At 66.2% G+C, this 25056-nt stretch carries 26 protein-coding genes; 13 read left to right on the top strand and 13 right to left on the bottom strand.

Going from position 1 to position 25056, the window contains the following annotated elements; all coding sequences use genetic code 11:
- Positions 1-72: 72 nt before the first annotated feature.
- Positions 73-1746 (bottom strand): hypothetical protein, encoded by a 1674-nt coding sequence (locus tag ABZX86_RS36455; protein ID WP_355130405.1) that lies wholly within the window; start codon positions 1744-1746, stop codon positions 73-75.
- Between the two features lie 332 nt (positions 1747-2078).
- On the opposite strand from ABZX86_RS36455, the gene ABZX86_RS36460 reads away from it, so the two are divergent.
- The 3 genes from ABZX86_RS36460 to ABZX86_RS36470 all read left to right on the top strand — a co-directional run bounded on the left by ABZX86_RS36460 (position 2079) and on the right by ABZX86_RS36470 (position 6403).
- Entirely contained in the window at positions 2079-2792 is a 714-nt protein-coding gene (locus ABZX86_RS36460) for a hypothetical protein (RefSeq protein ID WP_355130407.1), read from the top strand.
- 144 nt (positions 2793-2936) lie between these two features.
- Entirely contained in the window at positions 2937-3227 is a 291-nt protein-coding gene (locus ABZX86_RS36465) for a hypothetical protein (RefSeq protein ID WP_355130409.1), read from the top strand.
- Between the two features lie 2 nt (positions 3228-3229).
- Positions 3230-6403: an FAD-dependent oxidoreductase gene (locus tag ABZX86_RS36470; protein WP_355130411.1), complete on the top strand. Its 3174-nt coding sequence runs from the start codon at positions 3230-3232 to the stop codon at positions 6401-6403.
- 130 nt (positions 6404-6533) lie between these two features.
- On the opposite strand, the gene ABZX86_RS36475 is transcribed toward ABZX86_RS36470, so the two are convergent.
- Together ABZX86_RS36475 and ABZX86_RS36480 are read right to left on the bottom strand one after the other, a co-directional pair.
- Positions 6534-6866: a transposase gene (locus ABZX86_RS36475; RefSeq protein WP_355130413.1), complete on the bottom strand. Its 333-nt coding sequence runs from the start codon at positions 6864-6866 to the stop codon at positions 6534-6536.
- A gap of 502 nt (positions 6867-7368) precedes the next feature.
- Complete coding sequence (locus ABZX86_RS36480; RefSeq protein WP_355130415.1) at positions 7369-8481, bottom strand: AraC family transcriptional regulator; 1113 nt, start codon at positions 8479-8481, stop codon at positions 7369-7371.
- A gap of 63 nt (positions 8482-8544) precedes the next feature.
- Here ABZX86_RS36480 and ABZX86_RS36485 point away from each other — a divergent pair, with 63 nt between their 5' ends.
- The 4 genes from ABZX86_RS36485 to ABZX86_RS36500 are packed head-to-tail and all read left to right on the top strand — an operon-like array spanning position 8545 to position 12038.
- Positions 8545-9411 (top strand): MaoC/PaaZ C-terminal domain-containing protein, encoded by an 867-nt coding sequence (locus ABZX86_RS36485; protein ID WP_355130417.1) that lies wholly within the window; start codon positions 8545-8547, stop codon positions 9409-9411.
- 42 nt (positions 9412-9453) lie between these two features.
- Complete coding sequence (locus ABZX86_RS36490; RefSeq protein WP_355130419.1) at positions 9454-10653, top strand: lipid-transfer protein; 1200 nt, start codon at positions 9454-9456, stop codon at positions 10651-10653.
- A gap of 35 nt (positions 10654-10688) precedes the next feature.
- Positions 10689-11123, top strand: a complete 435-nt coding sequence (locus ABZX86_RS36495; protein ID WP_355130421.1) for an SRPBCC family protein — start codon at positions 10689-10691, stop codon at positions 11121-11123.
- 36 nt (positions 11124-11159) lie between these two features.
- Positions 11160-12038: an SDR family oxidoreductase gene (locus ABZX86_RS36500; protein ID WP_355130423.1), complete on the top strand. Its 879-nt coding sequence runs from the start codon at positions 11160-11162 to the stop codon at positions 12036-12038.
- A 185-nt stretch (positions 12039-12223) separates the two neighbouring features.
- Here the strand turns inward: ABZX86_RS36500 and ABZX86_RS36505 are convergent, their stop codons facing one another.
- A complete protein-coding gene (locus ABZX86_RS36505; RefSeq protein ID WP_355130425.1) occupies positions 12224-12928 on the bottom strand; it encodes a cation transporter in 705 nt (234 codons plus the stop codon).
- Positions 12928-13257 (bottom strand): metalloregulator ArsR/SmtB family transcription factor, encoded by a 330-nt coding sequence (locus ABZX86_RS36510; protein ID WP_355130427.1) that lies wholly within the window; start codon positions 13255-13257, stop codon positions 12928-12930. The genes ABZX86_RS36505 and ABZX86_RS36510 overlap by 1 nt, the downstream gene beginning before the upstream one ends.
- 400 nt (positions 13258-13657) lie before the next feature.
- Here ABZX86_RS36510 and ABZX86_RS36515 point away from each other — a divergent pair, with 400 nt between their 5' ends.
- The 4 genes from ABZX86_RS36515 (at position 13658) to ABZX86_RS36530 (ending at position 16183) form a co-directional block, all read left to right on the top strand.
- Positions 13658-14029, top strand: a complete 372-nt coding sequence (locus tag ABZX86_RS36515; RefSeq protein WP_355130429.1) for a hypothetical protein — start codon at positions 13658-13660, stop codon at positions 14027-14029.
- 551 nt (positions 14030-14580) lie between these two features.
- Entirely contained in the window at positions 14581-15000 is a 420-nt protein-coding gene (locus ABZX86_RS36520) for a roadblock/LC7 domain-containing protein (protein WP_355130431.1), read from the top strand.
- Positions 15001-15053: 53 nt separating this feature from the next.
- Complete coding sequence (locus ABZX86_RS36525) at positions 15054-15425, top strand: hypothetical protein (RefSeq protein ID WP_355130433.1); 372 nt, start codon at positions 15054-15056, stop codon at positions 15423-15425.
- Positions 15426-15652: 227 nt separating this feature from the next.
- Positions 15653-16183, top strand: coding sequence for a hypothetical protein (locus ABZX86_RS36530; protein ID WP_355130435.1), 531 nt, complete (start codon positions 15653-15655; stop codon positions 16181-16183).
- 96 nt (positions 16184-16279) lie between these two features.
- On the opposite strand, the gene ABZX86_RS36535 is transcribed toward ABZX86_RS36530, so the two are convergent.
- The 6 genes from ABZX86_RS36535 to ABZX86_RS36560 form a co-directional block, all read right to left on the bottom strand.
- Complete coding sequence (locus ABZX86_RS36535) at positions 16280-16927, bottom strand: DUF3159 domain-containing protein (protein WP_355130437.1); 648 nt, start codon at positions 16925-16927, stop codon at positions 16280-16282.
- A gap of 43 nt (positions 16928-16970) precedes the next feature.
- The gene (locus tag ABZX86_RS36540; protein WP_355130439.1) at positions 16971-18422 is read right to left on the bottom strand and encodes a sulfatase-like hydrolase/transferase; all 1452 of its coding nucleotides are present in this window, start codon (positions 18420-18422) and stop codon (positions 16971-16973) included.
- Positions 18423-18457: 35 nt separating this feature from the next.
- Positions 18458-19324, bottom strand: coding sequence for a formylglycine-generating enzyme family protein (locus ABZX86_RS36545; RefSeq protein WP_355130441.1), 867 nt, complete (start codon positions 19322-19324; stop codon positions 18458-18460).
- 146 nt (positions 19325-19470) lie between these two features.
- Complete coding sequence (locus tag ABZX86_RS36550; protein WP_355130443.1) at positions 19471-19782, bottom strand: DUF202 domain-containing protein; 312 nt, start codon at positions 19780-19782, stop codon at positions 19471-19473.
- Complete coding sequence (locus ABZX86_RS36555; protein WP_355130566.1) at positions 19779-20129, bottom strand: DUF202 domain-containing protein; 351 nt, start codon at positions 20127-20129, stop codon at positions 19779-19781. The genes ABZX86_RS36550 and ABZX86_RS36555 overlap by 4 nt, the downstream gene beginning before the upstream one ends.
- 296 nt (positions 20130-20425) lie before the next feature.
- Complete coding sequence (locus ABZX86_RS36560; RefSeq protein WP_355130445.1) at positions 20426-21034, bottom strand: TetR/AcrR family transcriptional regulator; 609 nt, start codon at positions 21032-21034, stop codon at positions 20426-20428.
- A 219-nt stretch (positions 21035-21253) separates the two neighbouring features.
- Between ABZX86_RS36560 and ABZX86_RS36565 the strand changes: the two genes are divergently transcribed.
- Together ABZX86_RS36565 and ABZX86_RS36570 are read left to right on the top strand one after the other, a co-directional pair.
- On the top strand, positions 21254-21976 hold the full coding sequence (locus ABZX86_RS36565) for a hypothetical protein (RefSeq protein ID WP_355130447.1): 723 nt from the start codon (positions 21254-21256) through the stop codon (positions 21974-21976).
- A 24-nt stretch (positions 21977-22000) separates the two neighbouring features.
- Positions 22001-22747 carry a hypothetical protein gene (locus ABZX86_RS36570; RefSeq protein ID WP_355130449.1) on the top strand — a complete coding sequence of 249 codons (747 nt, stop codon included), beginning with the start codon at positions 22001-22003 and terminating at the stop codon, positions 22745-22747.
- 29 nt (positions 22748-22776) lie between these two features.
- Here the strand turns inward: ABZX86_RS36570 and ABZX86_RS36575 are convergent, their stop codons facing one another.
- Positions 22777-24300, bottom strand: coding sequence for a glycosyltransferase family 39 protein (locus ABZX86_RS36575; protein WP_355130451.1), 1524 nt, complete (start codon positions 24298-24300; stop codon positions 22777-22779).
- 16 nt (positions 24301-24316) lie between these two features.
- A complete protein-coding gene (locus ABZX86_RS36580; RefSeq protein ID WP_355130453.1) occupies positions 24317-25027 on the bottom strand; it encodes a helix-turn-helix domain-containing protein in 711 nt (236 codons plus the stop codon).
- Positions 25028-25056 lie beyond the last annotated feature (29 nt).

Here is a 25056-nt window from a genome sequence, read left to right on the forward strand (position 1 = left end):
CAGCTCCGATGCTCGCTCCTGGATCGGGACACCGCGCCGGGGCAGATGCCGGCACCGAGGGGCGTTCCTTGCTCACCAGTGGCGCCCGAAAGTGGTTGGCGGCCTTCCGCCGCCGTGTCGTCCCGGTTGGCGCGGTCGCGTCGTGGTGGAAGGATCCGTCGATGCGGGCGGGGCGGACGACGGGTCGGTGACCGACGGTGGTGCCGGGTCTGTCGTGGAGGTGTCGGTACTGGGGGGCGGGTCCGTGGGCAGCGTCGTGGTGATCGTCGGCGGATCGGTTGTCAGGGTGCCGGTGTCGGTGCTCGGGGGCGTGTCCGAGGGCGATGTGGTGATCGTCGTGCTGTCGGTGGTGGTGGTCGTCGCGCCGCCTGCGGTGAAGGTGGCGGCGGTGACGACGCCGTTGCCGTCGGTGGTCAGGGTGATGGGGTTGGCGGTATTGATCAGCGTCTGGCAGTTGAGGTTTCCGAATGTCTGCTGGGCGCGCATGGCCAGGAAGGTGAACAGGTTGGTCGCCGCCGCCGGATCCACCGACGGGGCGGCCGAGAAGATCGCCTGATCCTTGAACACGCGCTGGATGCCGGCCGCCGTGGCGAACATGTTGGCGCAGTAGGTCACTCCGTTTCCGTTGTTCTTGGCGCCGTTGCGCGCATCGGTGACGGTGTCCTCCGGATTGTCCGCGGCCTCGTCGGTCGGATTGTCGGTGGCATCGGCCGCCGGGTTGTCGGCGACGGTATTCCGGGCGCGGATCACGCCCTGGTCCACGCCTTGCCGATACAGGTTGGTCTTGGTGACATTCGGGTTGCCGTTGTTCAGCGTCATCGGGTCGGTCAGCGGGACCAGGGCGATCGGGGCCTTTTGATGTGCCGCGGCGGATAATTCGTCCATGGCCAGGGCTGCGGACGGCTGCCCGTCACTGGATTGATTCGGAGTCGTCCACGGCGCGCACCCCAGTGCCGGATCGATGAATCGGCTCAGCAGCAGGTTGTCGCTGCCATTGGCCAGGTCGACGGGATTCGCCAGTTTCGCCGTATTCGCCGCGTTGTTCTGGGCGATTTGACCGTTCGCGGTGGCCAGGTAGTGGGTGACGACATTGTCGCTCTGGTCTTGATCGACGACCGAGAAATCACGGACGGTCGGGCAGGGCAGTCCGTCTTTCGCGGTGCCCAGCGCCGGCACCTGTAGTTGGTGACGTTTCGCGGCGACGAAGAATGCCGGAGCGTTGCAATAGGCGAACTGCCCGAAGATCGACCCACGCGGCAAGCCGTTGACGCAATGGCCCTGTGCCAGAGCGTTTGTGCCGTCGGCCGACTTCAGCGTCAAGCCGGCGCCGTTGAACCCGAACCAGATGGCCACCGTAGCGCCGGGAGTCACCGTGGCCGGCACCGTCGGTGCGGCCGGTTGGGTGCCCTGGTCGATGACCAGTGGGTCGTACGTGATCAGTTGCCCGTTCTCGGACAGGATCGCCGCTTCGACGAAAGCCGACTGAGTGGGGTTCGCCTCGTTGCACGGTCCGGCCGCCGGATCGGTGGCGATCAGCTGGTAGGGCGTCGCCAGACCCCGGGCGGAGAGCGGGTCGGCCGGTGCGATCAGCGTGCAGTTCTGGTTGAGGTTCGCGGGGGCTGCCCCGGCTTCGCCGACATTGCTGATGATCAGGGCGGCGCCGCCCGTGAGCAGAGCTGCGGCGGCAGTGCAGGCGGCGGTGACAGTGGCTACGAATGTGGTCGTGGGGTGCTGAGCGCTCGGCAAAGGTACTCCTCGAAACATGAAGGATCGCTTATCTCGGATCGATCTCGGTGGATCGCGTGAGTAATACATTCGGCCGGTGGGACTACTCGCCACGGATTCAACGACCGGTTCTTCCTACGGTAGGTATACGGCCCGAAAGCGGTCAAGACTTCGGTGATATCGGATACTCCAATTGCAAACAGGACGACTGGCCGGTTCTCGTTGGCAGTTTTTCTGGAGTTCCAAGACGGCGTGATTATTGGGGATTCCGTTATCGAGTCAGGGATTCACTTATCCGAGAATTCGCTGAATCATTGTGGCGGTTGCGGAACCTTTTCCGCCGAGATCTGGAGATGAGGGAAACAATCGTGCATGTCTGGAAATCCGTCGTGGCCGGCACGCTGGTGGTTGTCGCGCTCGGCATCGGCACGGCCGGAGTCGAAGCTGCTCCGGCGGGCGATCAAGCCGTCGGCTTCACGACGCGAACCACGCCCACCAGCGCCACTATCAAGACCGATGCCGGTTCCATGGCCGTCGAGGACGGCGTCTTCAAAATCAAGTCACCGAACGGCGCCACCCTGGCGGGCGCTGATATGAAGTTCCGGGTCGGCGATTTCGAGTTCCCCATTGCGGCGGATATCGCCGACCGGACCGCGACTCTGATTCCGCAGTTCGATGTCGACCACGCGGTATACAAGCCTGTCGCTCTGCCTTTCGAGGATCTCGCGCCGTTCAAGACTCCGTTCGACCGGGAGCAGGCGGCCTTCAACCGTTTGAAGGACACGATCGCTCTCGGCGCCACCGTCGGCACGGCGGTCGGCGGTCTCGGGGGCAGCGCTCTGGGCTGCGTCCTCGGCGGTGTGGCCGGTGCGACCGTCACGGCGGCGACCATCGTCGGACTCTTCGGGCCGTTTCTGCCCGCCGGCGTACTCGGCTGCCTCGGCGGTATCGCCGCGGTCGGCGCGCTGGGCACACTCGCGGGTCAGCTGCTGATTACCGCGCCGGTGACCATCCTGGCCGCGGTGCAGTACTTCGCCACCGTCAATCAGCCGTTTCCGGCGAAGTGACGGCGCGAATGGCCTGACGGTGGCCGGCTGTCCGGCTACCGCAGGGAGCATCGGGGGCGACATCACCGCGCCGAAATGTGTCGCCCCCGATCGCGTTCCACGTTCTCACCGCATCGATGATCCCGATTCCGAAATGAGTGCCTCATGGTGAAACGCCACTCCATCGAAGTATGTCGAGATGTGCTCACGGTGGCCGTCCTCGGCCGCTCGGTCGCTCGTCTCATCGCCGACCGATCCAGCCGAACACGAATGATCCGCACCTGGCGAGAGCACGGCGAGATCGGTTCTCGCCGAACGCCGCCGACGCATTCCGAGCGGCGCGAGCTCGCTGCGGCCAGACAGCGAATCATCGCACTCGAGTGCGAGATCGAGGCGATCAAATCGATCTCACCGCTGCTGGCCTTCTGCCCGTTCGGCCGGCAGGCAGAGTTTTGAAGATGACTGATACCGGGGTCGAGGTGTCCGGTGCCCAGGACGATTTCGCCGGCGATGCCGGCGACTTCGACACGCTGCCCGCGCAGCGAATACCAGCCCGGCACAACGGGTTCCGGAGGCTCGGCCGCCGTCGCTGGATTTCGGGCGGGCCGCCACTGCTCGAGATTCGGGAGCCGGGGCGGGCCTCGCGCCGTGCGAGCCTGAGCGGACCGATCACTATCGGCCGTTCCCATCACGGCATTCGGCTGACCGATCCGAGGGTCTCGCGCGAGCATGTGCGGCTGGTGCCCGGTCCCACGGGGCTGTCCCTCGTCGATCTGGGCAGCCGCAACGGTACGTGGGTCAACGGGTCCGCGCTGACCGGGCGGGTGACGCTCAGAGCCGGGGACGCGGTCGAACTCGGCGACACGGTCATCGTCGTGCTGTACGCCCCGTCCGCCGATCCCGATGAGCGCCCCGAGACCGCGGCGGTTGCCACGGCGGCCGAGCCGCCGTCATCGGCGGCCGCCCGTGCGCCGACCGGCTGGATCTCGCTGGCCAGTACGTTGCTCGGGATCGATCCCACCGGCCGGCGTGAGCTGTTTCCGGCCTTCACCGATCTGCCCGCCCGGATTCCGACGCGCTTCTGGCGATACATCCAATTCGTCAGTGTCACAATATATCTGGCAGATATCGTGGCCATGGTGGTGCGGCCGGCCGTCGGATTGTTCGTATTCTTCGGTGTGGTGGTTCCGCTGCTGCCGGGATTGTTCCTGCTCGCCCCCGGCGCCTGGCGGAACAGTTGCCCGCTCGCGGCGGTGAATCAGATACCTCGGCTACGCGGTTTCAGCCGGGGGAAGCAGCCGCCGGCGTGGTTGTACTCCCGGGGCTATCTGATCTCGGTGGCGCTGTTCTTCGGAATCGCGGGCGCGCGGCTGGCGGGATTGGATCACAATGGGATCGCGGCCGGAATCGTACTGCTGTCGGTGCTGATCGCGGCCTTCGCCGGCGGGGTGCGGTACAAGGGCAAGAGCGGCTGGTGCAGCACCATCTGCCCACTGTTCGCACTGCAGCGAGCCTACGGGCAGACACCGTTCGTCAACCTGCGCAATGCGCACTGCGAGCCCTGTGTGGGTTGCGCCAAGAATTGCTTCGACCTGCGGCCGCGCAGCGCGTATCAGGCCGACCTCGTCGATCCGGCCGCATCGTGGAGTGGCCCGCGCAGGCTCTTCGCCGCCGCCCTGCCGGGCTTCGTCCTCGGATTCTTCACACTCACCGGACACGGTGCACTCGGTGTGGCGCAACGCTATTCGCTGCTGGCATTGTTCATGACCGTCGCCGTGGCGATCTACTTCACCGTGGACGCGACGACCAGGCTCAGCCCGGCCATGGTCAGTGTCGGGTCCGCCGCGCTCGCACTGAACATCTTCTACTGGTACACCGGAGTTTCCCTGGCGCACTCGGTCTCAGCGTTCCTCGGGATGGACGTTCAGTGGATGCGATGGCAGTTCCGGGGCACCGTGCTGATCGCCACCGTGGTGTGGATCGCCCGCACCCGCGTCGTGGAACTGCAGCACGCCGTGCACACCGGATCCAGGAGCCGGCCCGTGCTGTTGCCGATGCCACGGGTGGGAACCCGGCGATCGCCCGAAGAGTCGCTGGTATCGGTCACTTTCGACCCGGACCGGACCGCGGTCACCGCCGAACCTGGTTCGAGTCTGCTCGAGATCGCCGAGAAGGGCGGCCGGCGGATCGAATCCGGATGCCGCATGGGGGTGTGCGGGGCCGACCCGGTGGCGGTCATCGAGGGCGCGGACGCGTTGTCGGCGCCGGGGCCCGATGAGCTGAACACGCTGTGCCGATTGGGTTTAGCGGAGAACGCGCGGATGGCATGCTGTGCGCGCGTCAGCAGTGGTTCGGTGCGGGTGTCACTCACACCGCAGCAGGTACGCACAAATACCACGGCCCCAGTGCATTTCGACCGATCGATCGTCAGTGTTGTGGTGGTGGGCAGTGGCATCGCCGGCGTGACCGCGGCCGATTTCATCCGGCGCGGTCATCCCGATTGCGAAATCCACCTGGTCGGGCAGGAGTCGCACGGTCCCTACAACCGGATGGGGATCTCGCGTGTGGTGTACGGACGCTCTGCCATGCAGGGGCTTTCGCTGCTGCCGGATGGCTGGTACGACAAGCACCGGGTCACCGCGTGGCTCAATACCCTGGCCACCGGCGTCGATCTGGCGGCGCGGCAGGTCCTGCTCGCCACCGGGCAGGCGCTGCCCTACGACCGCCTGATTCTCGCGACGGGCGCCCGCAGTCTCACGCCGCAGATCGACGGTCTCTGGCGCCCGGGGAGTTTCGCGCTGCACGAGGCCGACGACGCCATGCGGATTCGCTCCTACATACAGCAGTTCGGTTGTGACGACGCCGTCATCGCCGGCGCCGGACTACTCGGCGTCGAGATCGCCTCCGCCCTGCACCGGCTCGGGCTGACGGTCACGGTGCTCGAACGTGGTGAATATCTGCTCTCCCGATACCTCGACCCGCGGTGCTCGCAACTGCTGCTCGAGCATCTCTCGGCGATGGGGATCCAGGTGCTGCAGCGATCCGAATGCGCCCGCGTCGCAGGCGATCCGGCGGTGAGTGGGGTCGAGCTGGTGGACGGCCGGCGGCTGGAATGCGATCTCTTCCTGACCGCCACCGGGATTCGGCCCAATATCGACCTGGCTCGGGCCGCCGGCATTCCGGTCGGGCACGGGATACTCGTCGACAACCGGATGCGGACGGGGGCGCCCGATGTCTACGCCGCCGGTGATGCCGCCGAATATCGCGGACACGTCGCCGGGCTCTGGCCGATCGCGGCTGAACAGGGTCAGGTCGCCGCAGTCAACGCGCTGGGCGGAAACCGGTCTCCGGTCGACGTGGCCTCGGCGGTGATGCTGAAAGATGTTGGCCTGGAGCTCTTCTCGCTGGGCAAGGTCGATCCGGAACCCGGGGGCGAGGTGATCGTCGTGGAGCACTCGGCGTCGTACCGGCGCCTGGTTGTCGAAGGAGAGTGCGTTGTGGGGGTGACGGTGCTGGGACATCATCCCGGTGACGCTGCCGCCGCCCAGCATGCGCTGCGGACCCGTACGCCGATCCCGCGGGGCGCGCGCGGCGCGTTGCACGCCGGTGATTGGTCGGTGCTGGCGCGGTGATATCGGCGCCGGCGTGGTGACACAGCTCGTTGCTCGTGACCGGTCCGGTTATCCCGTGTGCCAGCAGCAATTCTGCGGGAATGCCGTGACCGGTCAGGTCCGACGACGAACTCCGGTTGCAGGCGAATTCTTACGAGGCGAGGACGGTGCCGGTGGTGAGCGGGGATTGCAGGATCTGGGTGTGCGCCGTGGCGGTGGCGGCCGCGTCCTGCTCGTCACTCGGTAGCCGTAATCGGGATAGCTCTTTCTCGAGTTCCCTGATGCGTTTTTGCGCGGCGGCGAGTTCGGCCAGGCCGGCGCGGGTGAGTGGCGCTTGTCCGGTGGCGATGAGTTCTTGGCGACGCCAGTTGTAGATGGTCTGTTCGGCAATGCCCAGGTCTGCGGATACGCGCGCGACCGTGCGACCGGCGGTGATCAGCTCGAGTACCTTGCGGCGGATTTCTTCGGAATAGCGCTTCGGCATGAAGATTTCTCCTTCGGCAGTGCCAGTGATCCATCGGGAGCGTGATGCAGGGGGGAGACGACGGGTAGAGCGGAGGCAACCATTGACCACATGTGCCCACAGTCGACGAGAGAATGACGCGGGGCGTCGAACCGACCGAGAAATCGGTTCGTGATGAAAAGGTGATTGGTTCTCTGTTCAAGTGTGACCTAGACAATATATTTTCGCACTCGATTCGGTCAAGCGTTTAGGAGTATTGGAATCCCATATAAGCGAGTCTTAGCGACTGGTTGGTTTCTATTGGGCAAATTAAGAAGTTTGTCCCAAAGTCTGTCGGGAAAGAACGGCTCAATGCCGAGATCCGGCCACTGAAAAGGTGCTCAGTCCGTGGTATCGACACCATCGCGGACCGGTGATCGAGGTGTGGTCAGTGGTCTTACCAAGGGGTCGTGTTCGCGCGTCGCATTTATATTGGTTTCACACCGCGGAATCAGCGCATGCGTATATTGCCTAATATTCGGTGTTATGCGTCGGCGCGGTAAGAGCCGGGTGGGCTGCCGGTCCAGCGGCGGAAAGCGCGGCGGAAGGCGCTGGGCTCGGAGAAACCCAGGCGGGTCGACAGTTCTTCCACGGTCTCGTTACCGCGCACGAGGCCGGCAATGGCGGCATCTCGGAGGATGTCTTCGCGGATCTTGGTGACGGAGGTGTCCTCCTCGCCGAGTTTGCGGCGCACCGTCTGCGGGCTCATGGCCAGGCAGCGGGCGACCTCTTCGGCATTGGGCCAGTCGCCGGTCAGGCCGCGCGTGAGAATTCGCCGTACCTGTTCGGACAGCGAAGTGCCGTATTCGCGGCGCGAGAGCAGATCGGCGGGTGCGTTGCGATTCCAGGCGATCAGGGACTCTTCGGTCTGGGTGATCGGCGAGGACAGCAGCGCACTGTCGAAGACCAGTGCGGCGGTGCCGGCGTCGAAAACCAGTGGGGCGGCGAACAAGAGGTCGTAGTCACCGATATTCCGCGGTTTCGGGAAGGGGAATTCGACCTGCCGTAAAGGAATTCGGCGGCCGATGCCCCACGCCATCATTCGGTGCGCCGAAGCCAGCAGGAATGAGGTCATCAGATGTTCGGGATCATCGAGGATCGAGGTGTCGACGGTGAATCGGGTACGGGACCGCTCGGTCGCCGCGATCATCGGCGGCAAGCCGGGCGCGAGGCGCTGATAGTCGGCGAAACGGGTGAGGGCGGACCCGAGATCCGGGCACACCACCAGCCCGAAACAGATCAGCCGCAGCGTTCCGCGGGGGACCGGTTGCCGCCCGAGACCGAACATTTCGTCATCGCTGATCCGCCACAGCTGCTGCACGGTGCGGGTCATCTGCGCGACGGTCACCCGGGCGCGATCCTGCGCCATCAGCTCGGGCGCCACGCCGACCGATTCCAGTAGCCATGCGGTGTCCACGCCCCGCCGCCCCGCCATCGCCACGGCGGCGCGGACGAAATCGATCGGCACCGTCCGCGCGATATCGGCGGGCATTGTTCGCGCCGTCACCACATCCTCCTGCTCCCAGCCATCGAAAGTGACCGTACCAGCCGGTATCAGGTGAGCGCGGAGGTCACCGAACCTGCGCTGCGCGGTCATCCCCGGACCGTCGCGGCGTCCATACCGTGAGTGGCGTCCAGGCAATGAGACAAACGGAGAGCAATGACGGACGGCACCGATTTCAATCTCGAGCGACTCGGGTGCTGGGGCGCGCAGGACACCTTCGTGGTGGAGCGTGAACGCACCATCGCCTACGCCGAAGCCACCAATGATCCGATCCGCGCCCATCGTGAGGGTCGTTACGCACCCCCGGTTTTCGCCGTGGTGCCGGTCATGGTCATGATGGCCGACGCCGCCATGTGCGTGGTGCCGGACGATCTGATGCTGCGAATCCTGCACGGCGAACACGACTTCCGGTTCCGCCGGCCCATCGAGCCGGGGGAGACGCTGTCGGTGCGCGCGCGGCCGGTCGCCCTCGAGGGCAAGTCCTCGGGTGTCGTGGTGACCAGCCAGATCGAGACGCGCAGCGTCAGCAACGGCGATCTGGTGAACGAGCAGTACTTCACCGGATTCTTCCGGGGCGGGCAGTTCGACGGCGCGCTCGGGGAGGCCGCTGCGGCCCACGGCTTCGACGAGACACTGCGGGCGCAGGATCCGGTGTGCACGGTGACACAGCGCTTCGATGCGGATCAGACCTTTCGCTACGCGGGCCCGGCCGGTGATCCGATGCCGATCCACCTCGACGACGACTTCGCCAAATCTACTGGGCTGCCGGGGATTATCATGCACGGCCTGTGCACCATCGCGTTCACTTCGCACGCGCTGATCACCGAATTCAGCCCTGCCGATCCGACCCGGCTCGAGCGTCTGGCGGTGCGCTTGGCCTCGCCCGCCTTTCCCGGCCGGCAGGTCACCACCTCGGTGTGGTCGGCAGGTGCGCGGGACGGCCGCGACGTGTATGCCTTCGAAACCGAGGCCGACAACGGCAAATTTGTCATCAGGGACGGACTCGCGGAGTTCGCGAGCTGAGTTCGCGTCCAACGACTTTCATCGCACCAGAAGGAGATTGCTGTGACCGAACGGGTTTTCGTCATCGGCGTCGGCATGACGAAGTTCGAGAAGCCGGGGCGCCGGGAGGGCTGGGACTATCCGGCCATGGCCGCCGAATCCGGTATCAAGGCCCTGGACGACGCGGGCATCCGTTACGAACAGGTACAGGAAGCGTATGTCGGCTATTGCTACGGTGATTCGACCGCCGGGCAGCGGGGCATCTATGAACTCGGCCTGACCGGGATCCCGGTCGCCAATGTCAACAACAACTGCTCCACGGGGTCCACCGCGCTGTACCTGGCCGCTCGAGCCATTCGCGGCGGCCTGTCCGACTGTGCCATGGCGCTGGGTTTCGAGAAGATGCAATCCGGTTCGCTGGAGGCCGGGTATACCGACCGCGAGCAGCCGCTGATTCGCCATATCGAGGCCCTTGCGCAGCTGCGCGAGTTCGCTATGCCGGTAGCGCCGTGGATGTTCGGTGCGGCCGGGGTGGAGCATATGGAGAACTACGGCTCCACGCCCGAGCACTTCGCCAAGATCGCCGAGAAGAATCACCGGCATTCGGTGAACAACCCGTACGCGCAGTTCCAGAGCCCGTACACGCTCGAGGAGATCCAGAACGCCAAGATGGTCTACGAGCCCCTGCAGATGACCCGGCTGCAGTGCTCGCCGACCTCCGACGGCTCGGGCGCGGCCGTACTGGCCAGCGAGCGTTTCGTCGAGGAGCACGACCTGGGCGACCGGGCGGTGGAGATCGTCGGACAGGCCATGGTCACCGATCTGGAATCCACCTTCGGCACCAAGACGGCGCGCTCACTGGTCGGTGTGGATATGAGCGCGGCCGCGGCGCGGAAGGTCTACGCACAGGCCGGAATCGGGCCCGCCGATATCGACGTGATCGAGTTGCACGACTGCTTCGCGCCCAATGAGCTGCTCACCTACGAGGCGCTCGGACTGTGCGGAGAAGGCGAGGGGCACACGCTGATCGACGCCGGTGAGACCACCTACGGCGGACGCTGGGTGGTGAATCCTTCCGGTGGCCTGATCTCCAAGGGTCACCCGCTCGGCGCGACGGGCCTGGCGCAGTGCGCGGAACTCACCTGGCAGCTGCGCGGCGACGCGGACGCTCGCCAGGTCGACGGTGCGCGCATTGCTCTTGCGCACAATATCGGGCTCGGCGGCGCGGCTGTCGTCACCGCGTACCGCCCCGCCGACCGCTGAAACCCCATCTCCCGCAAAAGAACAGGAATATCCGTATGGCACACGTGAACGTCTCCAAGCAACTGGCCGCCGGTCAGCAGACGGTCTGGGCCGCCCTCACCAGTCCGCTGCGCTACGAGGAGTGGCTGACCCTGCACACCAAGTGGAAGGAAGAGCCGCCCGCCGAGGTGACCGAGGGCAGCCGGATGACCGAGGTGCTGACCATCATGGGCATGGCCAACACCATCACCTGGAACACCGATTCCTACGACGCGCCGAATTCGATGAGCATTTCCGGGACGGGGATGGCGGGAGCCAAGCTCACCCTCACCATGTCTGTTGCCGCCCAAGATGATTCGACCTCCGTGGCCACCATCGAGGCCGACTTCGTCAGTCAGATGATGGTCGGCGCGATCGGTGGCGCCATCGAGCGCGCCACGACCAGTGAACTCGTTGCGTCCCTGGAGAACTTCTCCACTTTGCTCGCCTGAACCGCTTCTCTGTCAACAACGTTCGAAAGGATCGATATGAGTTCGCTGGACGGGCGCATTGCCGTCGTCACCGGTGCCGGACGTGGCATCGGCCGGGAACATGCGCTGCTGCTGGCCCGCGAGGGCGCGGCCGTGGTGGTCAATGACCTGGGCGGCGGCAATGACGGCGCGGGCGCCGACGCCGGACCTGCCCAGCAGGTCGCCGACGAGATCACCGCGGCCGGCGGCCGGGCGGTGGCCAATACCGGCAATATCGCCGAGTGGGCCGGCGCCGAGGCGCTGATCGCCCAGGCCGTCACCGAGTTCGGCGGTCTGGACATCGTGGTCAACAATGCGGGCATCCTGCGTGATGCGTTCATCGCCTCCATGGATGAAAGCCATTGGGACACAGTGATCGCCGTGCACTTGAAAGGTCATTTCGCGGTACTGCACCACGCGGCGGTGTACTGGAAGGAGCAGTTCAAGTCGGGCAGTCCGGTCACGGCGTCGGTGATCAATACCGCCTCGGCGTCGGGCACGTTCATGCCCAATCCAGGACAGGCGAACTACGGTGCGGCCAAGGCGGGAATCGCCGCCCTGACCCAGGTCGCCGCCCTGGAACTCGAGCGATACGGCGTGCGCGCCAACGCGATTGCTCCCATTGCGCGCACGCGACTGACGCTCGCCACCCCCGGAATGAGCGCCATGTTCGCCGAGGAGGTCCCCGAGGGCCACTTCGATGCCTTCGCCCCCGCGAATATCGCACCGATCGTCGCCTACCTGGCACAGGAGAAGTGCCCCATCAACGGCCAGGTTTTCGCTGTCCAGGGCGGAGCCATCTCGGTCCTCGACGGCTGGTCCACCCACCGGACCATCGAAACCGACGGCCCCTGGCTCGTCGAAGATCTGGCCCAGCGACTACCCGCCCTGCTCTGACTTCCAGACGGCCGCGGAGGCAACGGTCACCGATGTCGCCGAGCAACTCGGTCTCGACCACTCCGGCGCCGGCCGTATGGTGCGTGACGCCGTCGCGGCCGGTCGGAGTGAAATCGGAACCGGCGGGCGATGGAAATTCCGGCAGCGGAACTCGCGACCGACGAAAGGTCGCCGGTGAAAGGTGTTCAGCCGCAGCACTTGCAATCCTCGCCGTTGCTCGGGCTGTTCGGGCCGGGTGCTGGGGGAGCGGGACAGCAGGTGTCCCCGCGCCAGGCGTCGAGGCCCTCCTTGGCCGCGATGACCGCGATCACGAGCGCGGCGAGCGGGTCGGCCCATGACCAGCCCAGCAGGCTGTTGAGCAGCAATCCCGCCAGCAGCACCGCTGATAGATAGGTGCACAGCAACGTTTGTTTCGAATCGGCGACCGCTGTCGCTGAACCGAGCTCGCGTCCCGCACGCCGTTGCGCCCACGACAACACCGGCATGATCACCGCACTGATTGCCGCCAGCGCGATTCCGATCACGGAGTGACGGGCTTGTTCCGCACCGGACAGGGCACGTACCGAATCCGCGGTGACAAAGGCGGCCAGTGCGAAAAACGAGAAGGCGATGATCCGCAATGCGGTCTTCTCCCGGTGCTGCGGGTCCCGGGCGGTGAACTGCCACGCCACAGCCGCCGCCGACGACACCTCGATGACCGAGTCCAGCCCGAATCCGATCAGTGCGGTCGAGGAGGCGCGAGTGCCCTCCGAGAGGGCGATGACGGCCTCGATCATGTTGTAGGAGATGGTCGCCGCGACGAACCAGCGGACCTGCTGCGACAACTCGGTTCTCCGCTGCAACGACGGTCCATTCGGTGATGGCGCCGGCACGGTGAGGGGATGCGCCATCAGCAGCACCCTGCAGCGCCGGAGTCCGGGCAGCACGCCGGGTCGACGGCCAATACCAGCCCGGTGAGATCCGCGAGTGCCCGCCCGATGCGCGGGTCGGCCAGCTCATAACGCGACCTGCGCCCCTCGGGCACCGCCACCACGAGCCCGCAACCACGCAGGCACGCAAGGTGATTCGACAGAATCTGCCGCGAGACTCCGATCTGTGCGGCCAGGTCGGACGGGTAACTCGGCGCGGTACTCAGAGTCAGCAGGATCTGCGTTCTGGTCGGGTCGGACAGGGCGTGCCCGAATCGGGCCAGTGCGTCACGATGCAGCAAGGTCTCCACGCAGGGATAGTACAGCTAATTCTGTATTCAGAAAATTCTGAACTACTGATCTGGCATGTGGTGGTCGCCGACGAGACCGTGCTTGACGAGGCGGACGCGCACGAACACTTTCATGAGCGCGGCGGTGAAGAAGATCAGCGGGACGTAGAGCAGCGCCATCATCGCGGGCGGTTACGAGGCCGGCGCGGCGGAGAATCGACAGCTGTACATCAAACCGTCGTCCATCGGGGCGGCCATGAAACATGCGGTGCCACTGGCGGATTCAGGTCAGCTCTCACGACCGGCAGAAGTCCGGATCGGAGTTCCTCGCGAAATCAGACTCCTCAGGATTGTTCGAAGTTTGCGGTACGACACGCCCGGCACGTGAGTAGCGTCTGCCCGCACACGGAAGGAATACCTCATGTCGAATCTCGATATAACGCTCAAGGACATGATGCTCATCGATGGCGCCCTCGGCGCCGCCGTCGTCGACTACGACAGCGGTATGCCTCTGGGGATGCGCAACGGCTCCAAGGCTCTGGACCTGGAGGTCGCGGTGATCGGCAGCACCGAGGTGGTGCGCGCCAAGGTGCGCACCATCGAACAACTCGGCATCGACGAATCCATCGAGGACATCCTCGTCTCCCTGTCGAGCCAGTATCACGTCATCCGCCCCATGGCCGGTCGCCATTCCCGCGGCATGCTCCTCTACCTGATCTTGGACCGAACCACCTCCAATCTGGCCCTGGCTCGCCACCGTCTCCGCGCCATCGAGCAGACCCTCGAAATCTGATCCGGACGTAGACGTCACACCTCGTGCGACAGCCCTTGCGCGCCTTTGGTTTCGGCACCACCCGTAGATCGTGGTCATCTGGACTGGATTCGGAAACGGTGGCTGCTCGACGCCGGAGTGAGAATTCTGCAACTGAGTAGCTGCGCATTCGCCATCGCCCCGCTATGCTGTAAAAGCCTAGCCAATGTAGCGAAACCATCACTGCCACAGGGGAGCCGGTCGGGACCGAGCTGCCGGTCCAGGTTGCCGAGATCGTTCGGAACCGATGCTGCAGCGGAACTTGCCGGTTTCGGTTCGTCTGGAACGGCAGTGCGAGTGCGCGCGAATGGTGCAGCAACCCAGCAGGAGTCACCCTCAACGATGGAATGCGCTGCGTGCGATACGGATGACGCCCGCGGCCGAGCGGATCTCATTCACAAGCGGGCTGTCCGAATAGTCGGCGTCGATCGCGGTGGGACGGATGACCTCGGGCAACGGTCCAGGAAGGGGCGATTTGTTTGCACTCTCACCCGGAATCGCCGAGCAGTGACATCGAAGCCCACCTATCGGGATTGCGACAGCGCGTTCCCCACCTGGTCGGCGCGGTCGTGGCGTCGAGTGACGGTTTGCTGATCGCAGCCGATCTACCCGAGACGATCGAGCCCACCGGTATCGCAGCCTTGGCGGCCGCGCAGCTTTCGTTATCGCTGACATTCGTTGCCACGACCCATGGTTCGAACCTGCACGAGGTGACCATCGACAGCGGCGGGGGACACGTGGTCGTCTACGCCGCGGGACCGGCCGCGCTGCTGACGGTTCTGACCGACATCGACGCCGTCTTGGGGCGGGTGCATCTGGAAGCGCGTCCGGCCGCCCGGGCGATCGCGGATCTGTTGACCCCGGCCGTCGTGCCGGCGGAAGTGACGATGACCGGTAGTGGATTCGCACTCACGTCCAACGGATCCCGGCCCGAAGTTCCGAAAATCCACTGAGCCGCACCACTATTTCCACTGAGCCGCAGCACAATGCGGGAGAGAGGCGAGCGATGTCGAACCTGGATGTGGCATTGAAGGACATGATGACCATCGACGGCGCGCTGGGCGCGGCGGTCGTCGACTACACCAGCGGGATGACCCTGGGCACAGCCGGAGGTTCCCGGACACTTGATCTTCAGGTCGGCGCGGCCGGCAATACCGAGGTGATGCGCGCCAAGATACGCACGATCGAGCAGCTGGGCCTGAACGAGGGGATCGAGGACATCCTGATCACCCTGTCCGGGCAGTACCACATCCTGCGCCCGCTGAGCGCCCAGCGTTCCACCGGACTGTTCCTCTACCTGGCGCTGGACCGCATGCGTGCCAATTTGGCTCTCGCCCGCCATCACCTGCGCAAAATCGACGGCGAACTGGAGATCTGACCGACGGTCAGCCCAGTGGACACGGAGTCTCGTCGAACTGCTTCCCCGACTATGAATCAGGGGGTTTGGACGGGGCTGGCCCGGGTAGCCGCGAAGGAGGATCGGAAACTGGGTGGTGAGGCTGCTTCACCTGCCCCGCAAGGGTATTGGAGGCGATCGGGATGCCACGGTGCCCGTCGCGGATGACACGGATTCGACGAATGGCGCCGTGGGGCCGCAATCCCCTGATGCGTGCTTCGGACCGATTCGAAGGATCGATCTGCCTCCTGATCGTGATGGTCATGGTGGCCGCGATACCGATCTCGCTGCTTATCGCCTGTGCCACCCACTCATCCGCGGTGGCGCGAATTCGTCTCGACGATGGGGGCAAGGTGCCGGCGACCGCGACGGTCGTCGCGGAGCCGCTGCACGGGCCGGTGGTGGCGGGGGTGGCGCCCGGCCGTCCGCAGGCGCCGGTGCGCTGGAACGAGCGCGGCCGCCTCATTCAGGCGGTGACGGAGGTTCCCGCGGCGGCGAAAGCCGGTGATCGGATCACATTGTGGCTCGCGCCGGATGGGCATCCGACGGCTCCGCCGCGGCCGCTGGATGCGGCCGTGATCGAGGGAGTCGGCACGGGATTCGCGACGCTGCTCGCCATGTGGCTCGGTGCGGGCATCCTGTACGTGCTGACCGGCTTTGCGCTCAGCCGGCATCGCAGCGTCGCCTGGGCGCGGGAGTGGTCGCATATCGGCGGTGTGGTCAGACATCGCAAGCAATGACCTTGGGCATACGGGAGATCGATGACAGCGGTCACGCGCGCTTCACCATTCGCTGGAGCTCGGGCAGGTGAAACCCAACGGCATGTTCGGGAAGGTCTATCTGGCCGCGATCGGGCCGTGGCGCACCCAGACCCACGTTCCGGCGATTGCGGCCAGCAGTGCGGGTTTGTTGAGGATCAGTGCGAAAGTGCCCAGCAGGACGACATTTCCGGCGAGATAGACCGGGCCCATGATCAGGACGTGCAGCGCGCCGAACACGGCCCACGCGGCGGTGACGCGGCGATGCAGTCGCACGCGTGCGGCAGGGTCGGCGGGTGGGGTGGGCTCGATACGGAGCCTGCGGCAGATCGGCAAGGTCAGCGGCGTCGCGGTTGCCGAGCTGATCGCGCAGGCGACGGCGAGGACGGCGTAGAGGATCAGCGGTGGCAGGAAGAAGTCGCGGCCCTCGCCTGTGGTGGCGGCTATCGCGGAGAACACGATGACGAGGGCGGCCGATGCGCCGACGACCTTGGGGCGGTCGCCGTGACGGATCCGGACTGCGCCGACCACCAGCGCGGTCAGCACGGCGGCGATGATGCCCGTGGTAATGCCGTGTACGGCGAAGCCGAGGATATAGCCGAGGATCGGCGCGGCGCCGTCGATGAGGTGGCGGCCACCGCCCATGTCATGCATCTTCGCGCGCATCTCTGCGATGCCGGAAGCCGGTTCGATCGGAGCGGGATCGGGTACGGGTGGATTGTTCACGGGGCCAACGCCTTCGGTGAGCCGGGATGATTCGGACACCGGGTCAGTCGGCCAGAGACGGAGGAGGTGTTTCGCCGGGCGTACCGATGGCTGCGGCGGCTTCGGGTCCACCGAACCGATCGATCAGTTCCGCCTGGTCCGTTTTGGCGCGTTTGTCGACGGCTTCGGTCGATTCCGGGTCCAGCACCTGGGTGAGCTCGGCGATCAGATCGATGACCACCCCGGCGTGCGCGGGATCAGCGGCCAGATCGCGGGTCTGGTCGGGGTCGGCGGCGACATCGTAGAGTTCGGGTTCGTAGCCGACGTAGTAGTGCAGGGCGTAGTCGCCCTTGCGGATCAGGAACGCGGCGCTCGGCGCTCCCATCGCGTGGTATTCGCTGAACACCGCCCGCGCCGGATCGGTTTCGGCCGTGGCGAGTTCACGCAGCGAGACCCCGGCGCGTTCGGTACCGGCCGGGGTGACCCCCGCGGCCTCGAGGATGGTCGGGTACAGATCGATCAGGCTGGCGGGAGTGTCGCAGACGTGACCTGCCGGGACGCCGGGACCGGCCATGATCAGTGGGACACCGGAAGATTCGGTGTACATCAGGGATTTGCCCCACAGGCCGCGGCTGCCGACCATATCGCCATGGTCGCTGGTGTAGACCACCACCGTATTGCCGGTCTGGCCGCCGGCCTCGAGCGCGGCGAGAATGCGGCCTAGATTGTGGTCGGTATAGGTGACCAGCGCGTAGTAGGCGGCTGCCGCGCGGCGGCGTTCCTCCTCGGTATTGGCAGCGTCCAGCCCCGGCAGGACACCGGCGAAGGTCTCTACCCACGGATGGCGAGTGTGCCCGTGCTCGGGACGCATTGTCGGAGTGGGCATTCGGTCGGGGTCGTACATGTCGAAGAACTCCGGCGGCGCTAGATACGGAAAGTGCGGGGCCAGCAGCCCGGTGTAGAGCACCCACGGTTCGCGGCGGTTGTCCTCATCGGTCAGCCAGGCGCAGGTTCGATCGGTCACGGCGGCGTCGTAGCGGGTGTAATCCGATTCCGCACCACCGGAGATCGACACCATCAGTGGCGCGTTGTCCCGGCGGGGCAGCGGATCGCGCACCGACCCCCACACCTGCCCGATACCGTCCTTGAGATGCATCGGCAGGTGCTGGACATCGAACCCGGTGGGGTCGGAAGCATTGCGGTAGTGCAGTTTTCCGATCGATTCGACACGGCGCCCGGCGCGCTGCAACTCGTGCCCCCACCCCGGTGTCGTGCCGTCGTAGCCCATCGCGTTGTCCCAGTTCCCGGTCTGGTGCGGATACAGGCCCGTGGCGAACGCGGCGCGCGAGGGCACGCAGATCGGACTGGCACAGTAGGCAGCCGAGAAGCGGGTGCCGCGGGCCGCCAGCGCGTCCATGTTCGGCGTGTGAATCAGCGGATTGCCCGCTGCGTGAAGGACTTTCGGGTTGTGCTGGTCGGACATGACAACGAGGACGTTCATCGGTTGTTCGGACACGGCGTGCCCCTTTCTGTGAGGTGGACGGTTCGCGGTCAGCGCGCGACCCGGAATCCGGTGTTGCCGCTGGTGGAGTCGGGGGAGTTGTGGATGCGGGCCGCGACGCGGTAGCGATTGCAGTAGCTGTCGTGGCACAGATAGGACCCGCCGCGCAGCACGTGATCGGCGCCGGTGGCCGGGCCGCGCGGATCGGCGACGAGGCTGCGCGAGTGGTCGGTGTGCCAACGATCGGCACACCATTCCCATACATTGCCGGCCATGTTGTAGGCCCCGAATGCGTTGGGCGCGAACGCATCCACCGGCGCGGTGCCGGCATATCCGTCGGCGGCGGTGTTCCGGGCGGGAAAGGAGCCACGGAAGATATTGGCGCGGAAGTGAGTACCGGATTCGGGCTCGTCACCCCAGGGGTACCGAGCCTGGTCGAGCCCGCCGCGCGCGGTGTATTCCCACTCGGCCTCGGTGGGCAGTCGTACTCCCGCCCAGGTGCAGAATGCCTGCGCATCATGCCAGGACACGTGCACCACAGGATGGTTCCCGCGCCCGTCGAGGCCGCTGCCCGGACCCTCCGGCGCGCACCAGGTGGCGCCGGGGACCGCGCACCACCACGGAGTGGCGTCCGGGCGGCGGGCGTCGCGGCGCAGCGCGGCGGGCAGGAAACCGGCGAACACATAGGACCAGCCGTAGCGCTGTGCATCGGTGAGATACCCGGTCGCGGTGATGAATTGCGTGAACTGGTCATTGGTGACGGCATGCGCGGCGATCGCGAATTCCGATACCTGCACCGGACGCACCGGACCTTCACCGTCGCCCCGATAGCAGTCCGGGTCCTCACTCCCCATCGCGAACTCGCCTCCCGGCAGCGTGATCAGCGCGGGGGACGGCCCGACGGCCTCGGGGGTCATCACCGGTCTGGAGACCGCTGCCTCAGTGCGGGCCGGTGCGCAGCAACTCGATTGCGCACCCGATTCCAGGATCGCGACCGGTGCGTTCACTGGGTGTGAGGCGGATGATTGCATACGCGGGTCTTCCTTTCCGAAACTGCTGGGAGTCATAGGTTCAGGCCGACGGTGGCGGTGATCGCCGCGACGGTGACCGCGGTCGCGACGGTGGTGATGAGCGCGCGGATCCGGTGCGGCCGACGTGATCGCAACTGGATATTGCGGCGATAGCAGCAGCCCGCGATGACAACCACTGCGGCGGCGGCAGCGGTGAATGCGACAGTGGCGCTGTCCATTACGGCGGCATGAGCGAGCGCGGCGAGCGTGAGCACCGACGAGAGGGTGGTACGCCGCCACGCCAGCGCGGTGCGCTCGACCGCCAGACCCGGATCGGCCTGCCACGGAGCGGGCAGACTGCTCACGACACGACAACCGCTACGCCTGCGGCCAGTGCGATCACGCTCACGCCGAAAGCCAGCATCGGCACCAACACCGAATCGGGCAGCTGGTCCCCGCAGCGCATGGTGGCTTCGACGCGGAGCCACCGCGAACGCGCAACCGTCGCGAGCACTACCGCCAGGGCTGTGCAGGACGCGGCGAGCGCGCGCCGGAATTCCGGGGTGGAGAACTGCTCGGCGAGTGCCTGCACCGCGACCCCGCCGGCCAGCAGTCCGAGTGCGGTGCGGATCCAGGCCAGGAAAGTGCGTTCGTTGGCGAGGCTGAATCGATAGTCGATCGGGTCGGCGGGAGCGTCACCGTGGGTATCCACCTCGGCCGTCGTGGGTGTGGGCGCCGGCGTTCTGGGCCGCAGTTCGCTGGTGTTGCTGTGCACCTGAATCGTCCTCGTTGTGTCGTGATCGAAGAATCACCCCCGTTGGACATCATGCACAGAAATAGACAGCATGTCCAGAAAACTTCGGGAACTCTCAGCGGCGTCTCACGCAACCGCCCAACCCTCGAATCGGGAGGGGTGGCAGGCGTCAGCCGTTCGGCAGCAACCGGCCGCGCGCACGACAAATCGACCGGGCCGCCAGGCGCCGGTCGTCGATTGGGGTGGATCAGCGATCAGGGACGCGCGGGCGGCTGATCGTCGAAGCCGGAGGCCCAGTAGCGGCCGCGCAGCGACAGATTGAGCAGCTGATCGGTGACGTCCTCGGGGGTCTGGGGCATGCCTTCCTCGAGCCACCAGGCCAGCACCTCGACCATTTCTCCCACCCAGGCGCGTGCCAGCAGATCCACCGGAAGGCGTAGCTGCACGCCCTGTGCGGCAGCGCGGGCGGTGAACACCTGCGCGGCGGCGGCGGTGCGATCGGCGGTGAAGCGGCGTAATGCGCGACCGTCGCCTTCGCCGCGCAGCACGACCCGGTAGGCGTCACGTTCCTCGGCGGCGTGACGGAACAACTCCAGCACCGGCTTGCCGGTGAAACCCTTCGCCGAGCTCTCCACCGTCGGTTGCAGCCGGCGCTGCATCTCCTCGATCAGCTCTGTCACCACCGCGTCGAGCAGGGCGTCCTTATCGGTGTAGTGACCGTAGAAGGTGGCCCGGCTCAGATCCGCGCGTTCGGCGATGTCTTCGACAGTCACGGACGCATAGCCGCGCTCGAGCAGCAGTGCCACGAATGCCTCCCGCAACATGCGGCGGCTACGGCGTACACGGCGATCTTCGGTTGCCACCAGGATCCTTTCCGGCTCTCGATATTCCCGACAGCATAACCGCATTGGACACACTGCATGAAGATGGACACCTCGTCAGGTTAAGCGACGGTGAGGCCGGTACTAGACAATATGTCTAGAAATGTGTAGGTTCGGCTCCGCTCTGAGATCCAGGTCACTAATTCAGTCGAATGTGACCCGGGCATCAGCTCCACCGATGGCACCGCAGATGAGGAACCGATGAGAACGACCCGATATGTCCTGACAGCGCTGATGGCTGCCGCAAGCATCGAGCTCGCCACCGCGGCCGCGGTCCACGCCGAAACCGGTGCTGCGACAACCCCGGTCGGTTACCGGGTGGTGGTGGACGGGACCGATGTCGTCGCCACCGTCGAGAGCGGCAGCTTCGCCGATGCCGGCGACGGGCAGGCCGTCGTCCTTCGCGACAGCGCCGCCGCATCCGTGGAGACGGTCCCGCTCTTCTATTCTCTCGACGGGTCGCGCCACCCCATCCGACATCACATCTCCGATGACGGACGTATCGTGCGGCTGACTCCCGACACCACTGGTGTCGATCGCGGCGCCCTGCAGCCGGTGGCGTCGCCGATGGAAAACCAGCTGGCGATGAACGATCTGATCAACAGCGTCAGCATCGGGACATCGATCGGCAGCCTCATCGGCACCGTCGTCGGCGCGGTCGCCGGAATCGGTGTCGGATTCGCCCTCGCCGGCGCCTCCTGCCTCGTCCTGAGCTTGGGCTGCGTTGTCGCGGTGCTGCCGATCGTGGCCCTCACCGCCGGTGTGGGCGGCATCGCCGGGCTCGCTCTCGGAGGCGCCCCGACCGCCGCCTATTCGCTCTTCGAGTACGTCCGGACCCTGCAGGCGCCTGCGGGGACCTCGAAGTACGGCGACTACTACCAGGGCAGGCAACCGCAGGTTCCGGTCGCCGGCCTGCCCCGATAGCTCGCGACAAATCAGGAGAGTCTCGTGAAAATCTGTTCCCTCGGCATCGCCGGCTCAGCGGTCGCCGCCCTGCTCGGTACCGCACCCGCGCACGCGCAGCTGCCGGAACCGGCCTATACCGCGACGATCGAGGGCGAATCGGTCGTCTTGACCCTCGAACAAGCCACTGTCGGCCTCGGTCCAAGCCGGACCCTGCTGATCAGCGACGATCGGTCCGGCGCCGCACTCGCCCCGCTGCCGTTGGGTTTCACCCTCAACGGGCAGTACGGCGATATCGGCTACGCCATCTCCAGTGATCAGCGCACGCTGACCCTCACCCCCGACTTGACCACCCTGCGTCGGCCGACCGCTCAGGAGATCGCCTCACCGCTGGAAGAACAGGCTGCCCTCGACGACCTCGCGTCCGGTCTGACACGGAACACATTCGTCGGAATGGCCGTCGGCACCGTCGTCGGCGCCCTGGTGGGCGGAGCGATCGGCGTAGCCTCCTGTGTCGTGGTCGGCCCCGGGTGCCTGGCGACGCTGCCCGCGGCCGTGACCGCATTCGCCGCGGGCGGTGGCCTCGCCGGCACCATTGCCGGCGGCGGTGCGACCTTGGCAACCGGCGTGTGGAAGTACGTCACCACCCGCAATTCGCCTCCGGGACAAAGCACTTACGCCCACGACCCGAACGACCCGAACAGCACCGGTGTGCCCGACGCCCACCTGCGCCTACCCACCGGATCAGCCAGTGGCCTCAAATCGGGTTCCTCGGGTGGTTCGTCACACTGAACGCACGTCCCCTCGCCACCGGTGACTTGTCAGTCCAGGTGTCGTAGGCCGGGCCAGAGTTGTGCCCAGGTTCCGTGCGGTTGGGTGCACAGGTAAATGGCGGCGTGCTGGGCGGTTTCCTGATCGGTCAGCCCGGGTGGCAGTGTGATGGGTGCGATTTCGATGACGTTGGACCAGAAGCGGTGCAGGTAGTCGGTGTTCCACTCGCCCACGCACAGCGCGGTGTCGGGTGTGCCCGGTGGTGGTCCCCACAGCAGGTAGTTGTTGTGAGCACTGAGAATTCGCCGGTGCAGGCCCGCGTCGGGCCCGAGGACGGTCAATGCCCCGGCTTCGCCGTAGGTGCTGGTGAAGATGGGGACATCGGCCGGTAAAGGTGTTGCGGCACGGGCGATCTGGTCGACGAATCCCGGCCAGCCATAGGTTTCCATCTGCTGCGGGTTGATCGGTCGCAGGGCTGTCTCCGCGCGGGGGCTGAGTACCGGCCATCCGATCACGATCGCGATGATCGCGGCGGCGGCGACCGCGGCGGGCCAGCCGAAGCGACCGCGGGCGGTGGCGGCGGTTTCGACGCGGACCGCCCCGGCCGCGAACAGACCGGCCAGTGCCGGGGCAGCGTAGTAGACCCTGCCGCCGCTGATGGTGAACAGCACCGCCACCGTGACCGTCGCGGCTAGTAGCCAGCGCTGCTCGTCACGCGAAACAAGTTGGCGCACACCGGCATACCACAGTGCGATCAACGGCGGGCCGGCGAGCAGCAACACCAGGACCGGCAAGTGGGTCAGCGCGCCCAGCGTGCCGCCCTGCTGTTCGGCGAGTTCTCGGGCCATGCGCAGATTCACCCACTGGTGTCGCACGTCCCAGACGATGTTCGGTGCGGCGATCACGGCGGCCGCCCCGCATGCCAGCCAGGGGCCGCGGCTGCGCAGCGCGTCGCGGCGAAACAACACCATGCCGACCGCGAGGCCGACCAGCAGCACCGCGAGGGTGTCCTTGGTCTGCAATCCGAGACCGGCCACCACACCCGCGGCGAGCCAGGCTTGTGCCGAACGCCGCCGCAGCGCTCTGGCTGTCAGCACGAGCACGCCCACCCAGACCAGCTGATCGACGACCGTCGTGCCGAAAAACAGTGCTGCGGCGACGAATACCGGACACGCCGCGACCGCCGCCGCGGCCAGGATCTGAGCTCGTCGACGGCCGCCGAGTTCTGCGGTGAGCACCGACGTCAGCACAATGCACCCGATCTCGGCAGCGATCGCCAGCAGCCGCAGCGGCAACACCCCGCCGGTAAGGTCGGCGGCACACCTTGCCAGCAGCGGCACCAGTGGCGGCTGATCGACATACCCCCAGTCCAGGCGCCGCCCGCAGATCACGTAGTAGAACTCATCGCGATGCCAGCCGAAGTGGCCGGCCACCAGCAGATGCACCATCGCCGTCACCGCGGCTACCCCGAGCACCGGGCGCCAGGCCACCTGCGGACGACCGCACGGATGCTGCTCGAACTTTGGTGACGGGGCCGGGTCGTGTTGCGTTGCTGCGGAGCCGATTTCAGTCATCGTTGCGCTCTCCCCGTTATTGCCGGTCCGGGCCGGCGGCCGGGACGAACGCAGCAATCAGCAAGTAGCGGACCGTCGTGCGGCTGCCCACGTCGTCGAGCATGGCCGAGTCGGGATCGCCGTGGCGGTGCATGGCGAACCAGGCGATCGTCTCCACCACGAATCTGGCCGCGGCCCCGACGTCGGGAACCGGCCGCAGTCGGTGCGCGTCGATTCGCGATTGCAGAAACTCGCCCAGCTGCTCGAGCATCGCCCGGCGGCGCTGCACGAAATACAGCTGGGCCAGCTCGGGCAACTCGCTCGCGCACCACTCGACAAGTTCGAGGATCTGCCGATTGCGATCGATGAATTCGTAGAGCTCGTCGAGGATTTCGCCGAGCTCCTGCTCGACCGGTCGATCCGGCAGACGGGCGGCAGACTCCGCGAGGATCGGCAAGCCTGCCTGATCGGCAACCCAGGAGTCGAACATGCCGGTAAGCCGATGCGGCGCGACGGCGGCCACGGGCAATGTGAGAGTGTCCACCTCGCCGGGCCGCAGCGCGCGCAGCAGCGCAAGATGTAGCAGAGCCTGCTTGCTCTCGACATAGGTGTACAGCGCGCCATGGCTGAGCCCGAGGGCCGCTGCCACGTCGGAGATCCCGGCCGAGCGGAATCCCTTGTCCGCGAACACCTGACACGCCGCATCGGCGATATCGGCCAACGGCCGAGCTGCCACACGCCCACGCATCGCGTCCTCCATGATTGACTGACTAAGTC

It is taken from the genome of Nocardia sp. NPDC006630 (genome assembly GCF_040611495.1).
In the GTDB taxonomy this organism is placed as follows: Bacteria; Actinomycetota; Actinomycetes; order Mycobacteriales; family Mycobacteriaceae; genus Nocardia.

What these genes read in the sequence shown, in the direction of transcription:
- ABZX86_RS36505 (WP_355130425.1), bottom strand. Translation starts at nt 12,928, where the DNA reads ATGGCGCATCCCCTCACCGTGCCGGCGCCATCACCGAATGGACCGTCG.
- ABZX86_RS36470 (WP_355130411.1), top strand. Translation starts at nt 3,230, where the DNA reads ATGACTGATACCGGGGTCGAGGTGTCCGGTGCCCAGGACGATTTCGCC.
- ABZX86_RS36565 (WP_355130447.1), top strand. Translation starts at nt 21,254, where the DNA reads ATGAGAACGACCCGATATGTCCTGACAGCGCTGATGGCTGCCGCAAGC.
- ABZX86_RS36465 (WP_355130409.1), top strand. Translation starts at nt 2,937, where the DNA reads ATGGTGAAACGCCACTCCATCGAAGTATGTCGAGATGTGCTCACGGTG.
- ABZX86_RS36545 (WP_355130441.1), bottom strand. Translation starts at nt 19,324, where the DNA reads ATGACCCCCGAGGCCGTCGGGCCGTCCCCCGCGCTGATCACGCTGCCG.
- ABZX86_RS36460 (WP_355130407.1), top strand. Translation starts at nt 2,079, where the DNA reads ATGAGGGAAACAATCGTGCATGTCTGGAAATCCGTCGTGGCCGGCACG.
- ABZX86_RS36480 (WP_355130415.1), bottom strand. Translation starts at nt 8,481, where the DNA reads ATGACCGCGCAGCGCAGGTTCGGTGACCTCCGCGCTCACCTGATACCG.
- ABZX86_RS36515 (WP_355130429.1), top strand. Translation starts at nt 13,658, where the DNA reads ATGTCGAATCTCGATATAACGCTCAAGGACATGATGCTCATCGATGGC.
- ABZX86_RS36575 (WP_355130451.1), bottom strand. Translation starts at nt 24,300, where the DNA reads ATGACTGAAATCGGCTCCGCAGCAACGCAACACGACCCGGCCCCGTCA.
- ABZX86_RS36500 (WP_355130423.1), top strand. Translation starts at nt 11,160, where the DNA reads ATGAGTTCGCTGGACGGGCGCATTGCCGTCGTCACCGGTGCCGGACGT.
- ABZX86_RS36580 (WP_355130453.1), bottom strand. Translation starts at nt 25,027, where the DNA reads ATGCGTGGGCGTGTGGCAGCTCGGCCGTTGGCCGATATCGCCGATGCG.
- ABZX86_RS36475 (WP_355130413.1), bottom strand. Translation starts at nt 6,866, where the DNA reads ATGCCGAAGCGCTATTCCGAAGAAATCCGCCGCAAGGTACTCGAGCTG.
- ABZX86_RS36495 (WP_355130421.1), top strand. Translation starts at nt 10,689, where the DNA reads ATGGCACACGTGAACGTCTCCAAGCAACTGGCCGCCGGTCAGCAGACG.
- ABZX86_RS36530 (WP_355130435.1), top strand. Translation starts at nt 15,653, where the DNA reads ATGCGTGCTTCGGACCGATTCGAAGGATCGATCTGCCTCCTGATCGTG.
- ABZX86_RS36485 (WP_355130417.1), top strand. Translation starts at nt 8,545, where the DNA reads ATGACGGACGGCACCGATTTCAATCTCGAGCGACTCGGGTGCTGGGGC.
- ABZX86_RS36525 (WP_355130433.1), top strand. Translation starts at nt 15,054, where the DNA reads ATGTCGAACCTGGATGTGGCATTGAAGGACATGATGACCATCGACGGC.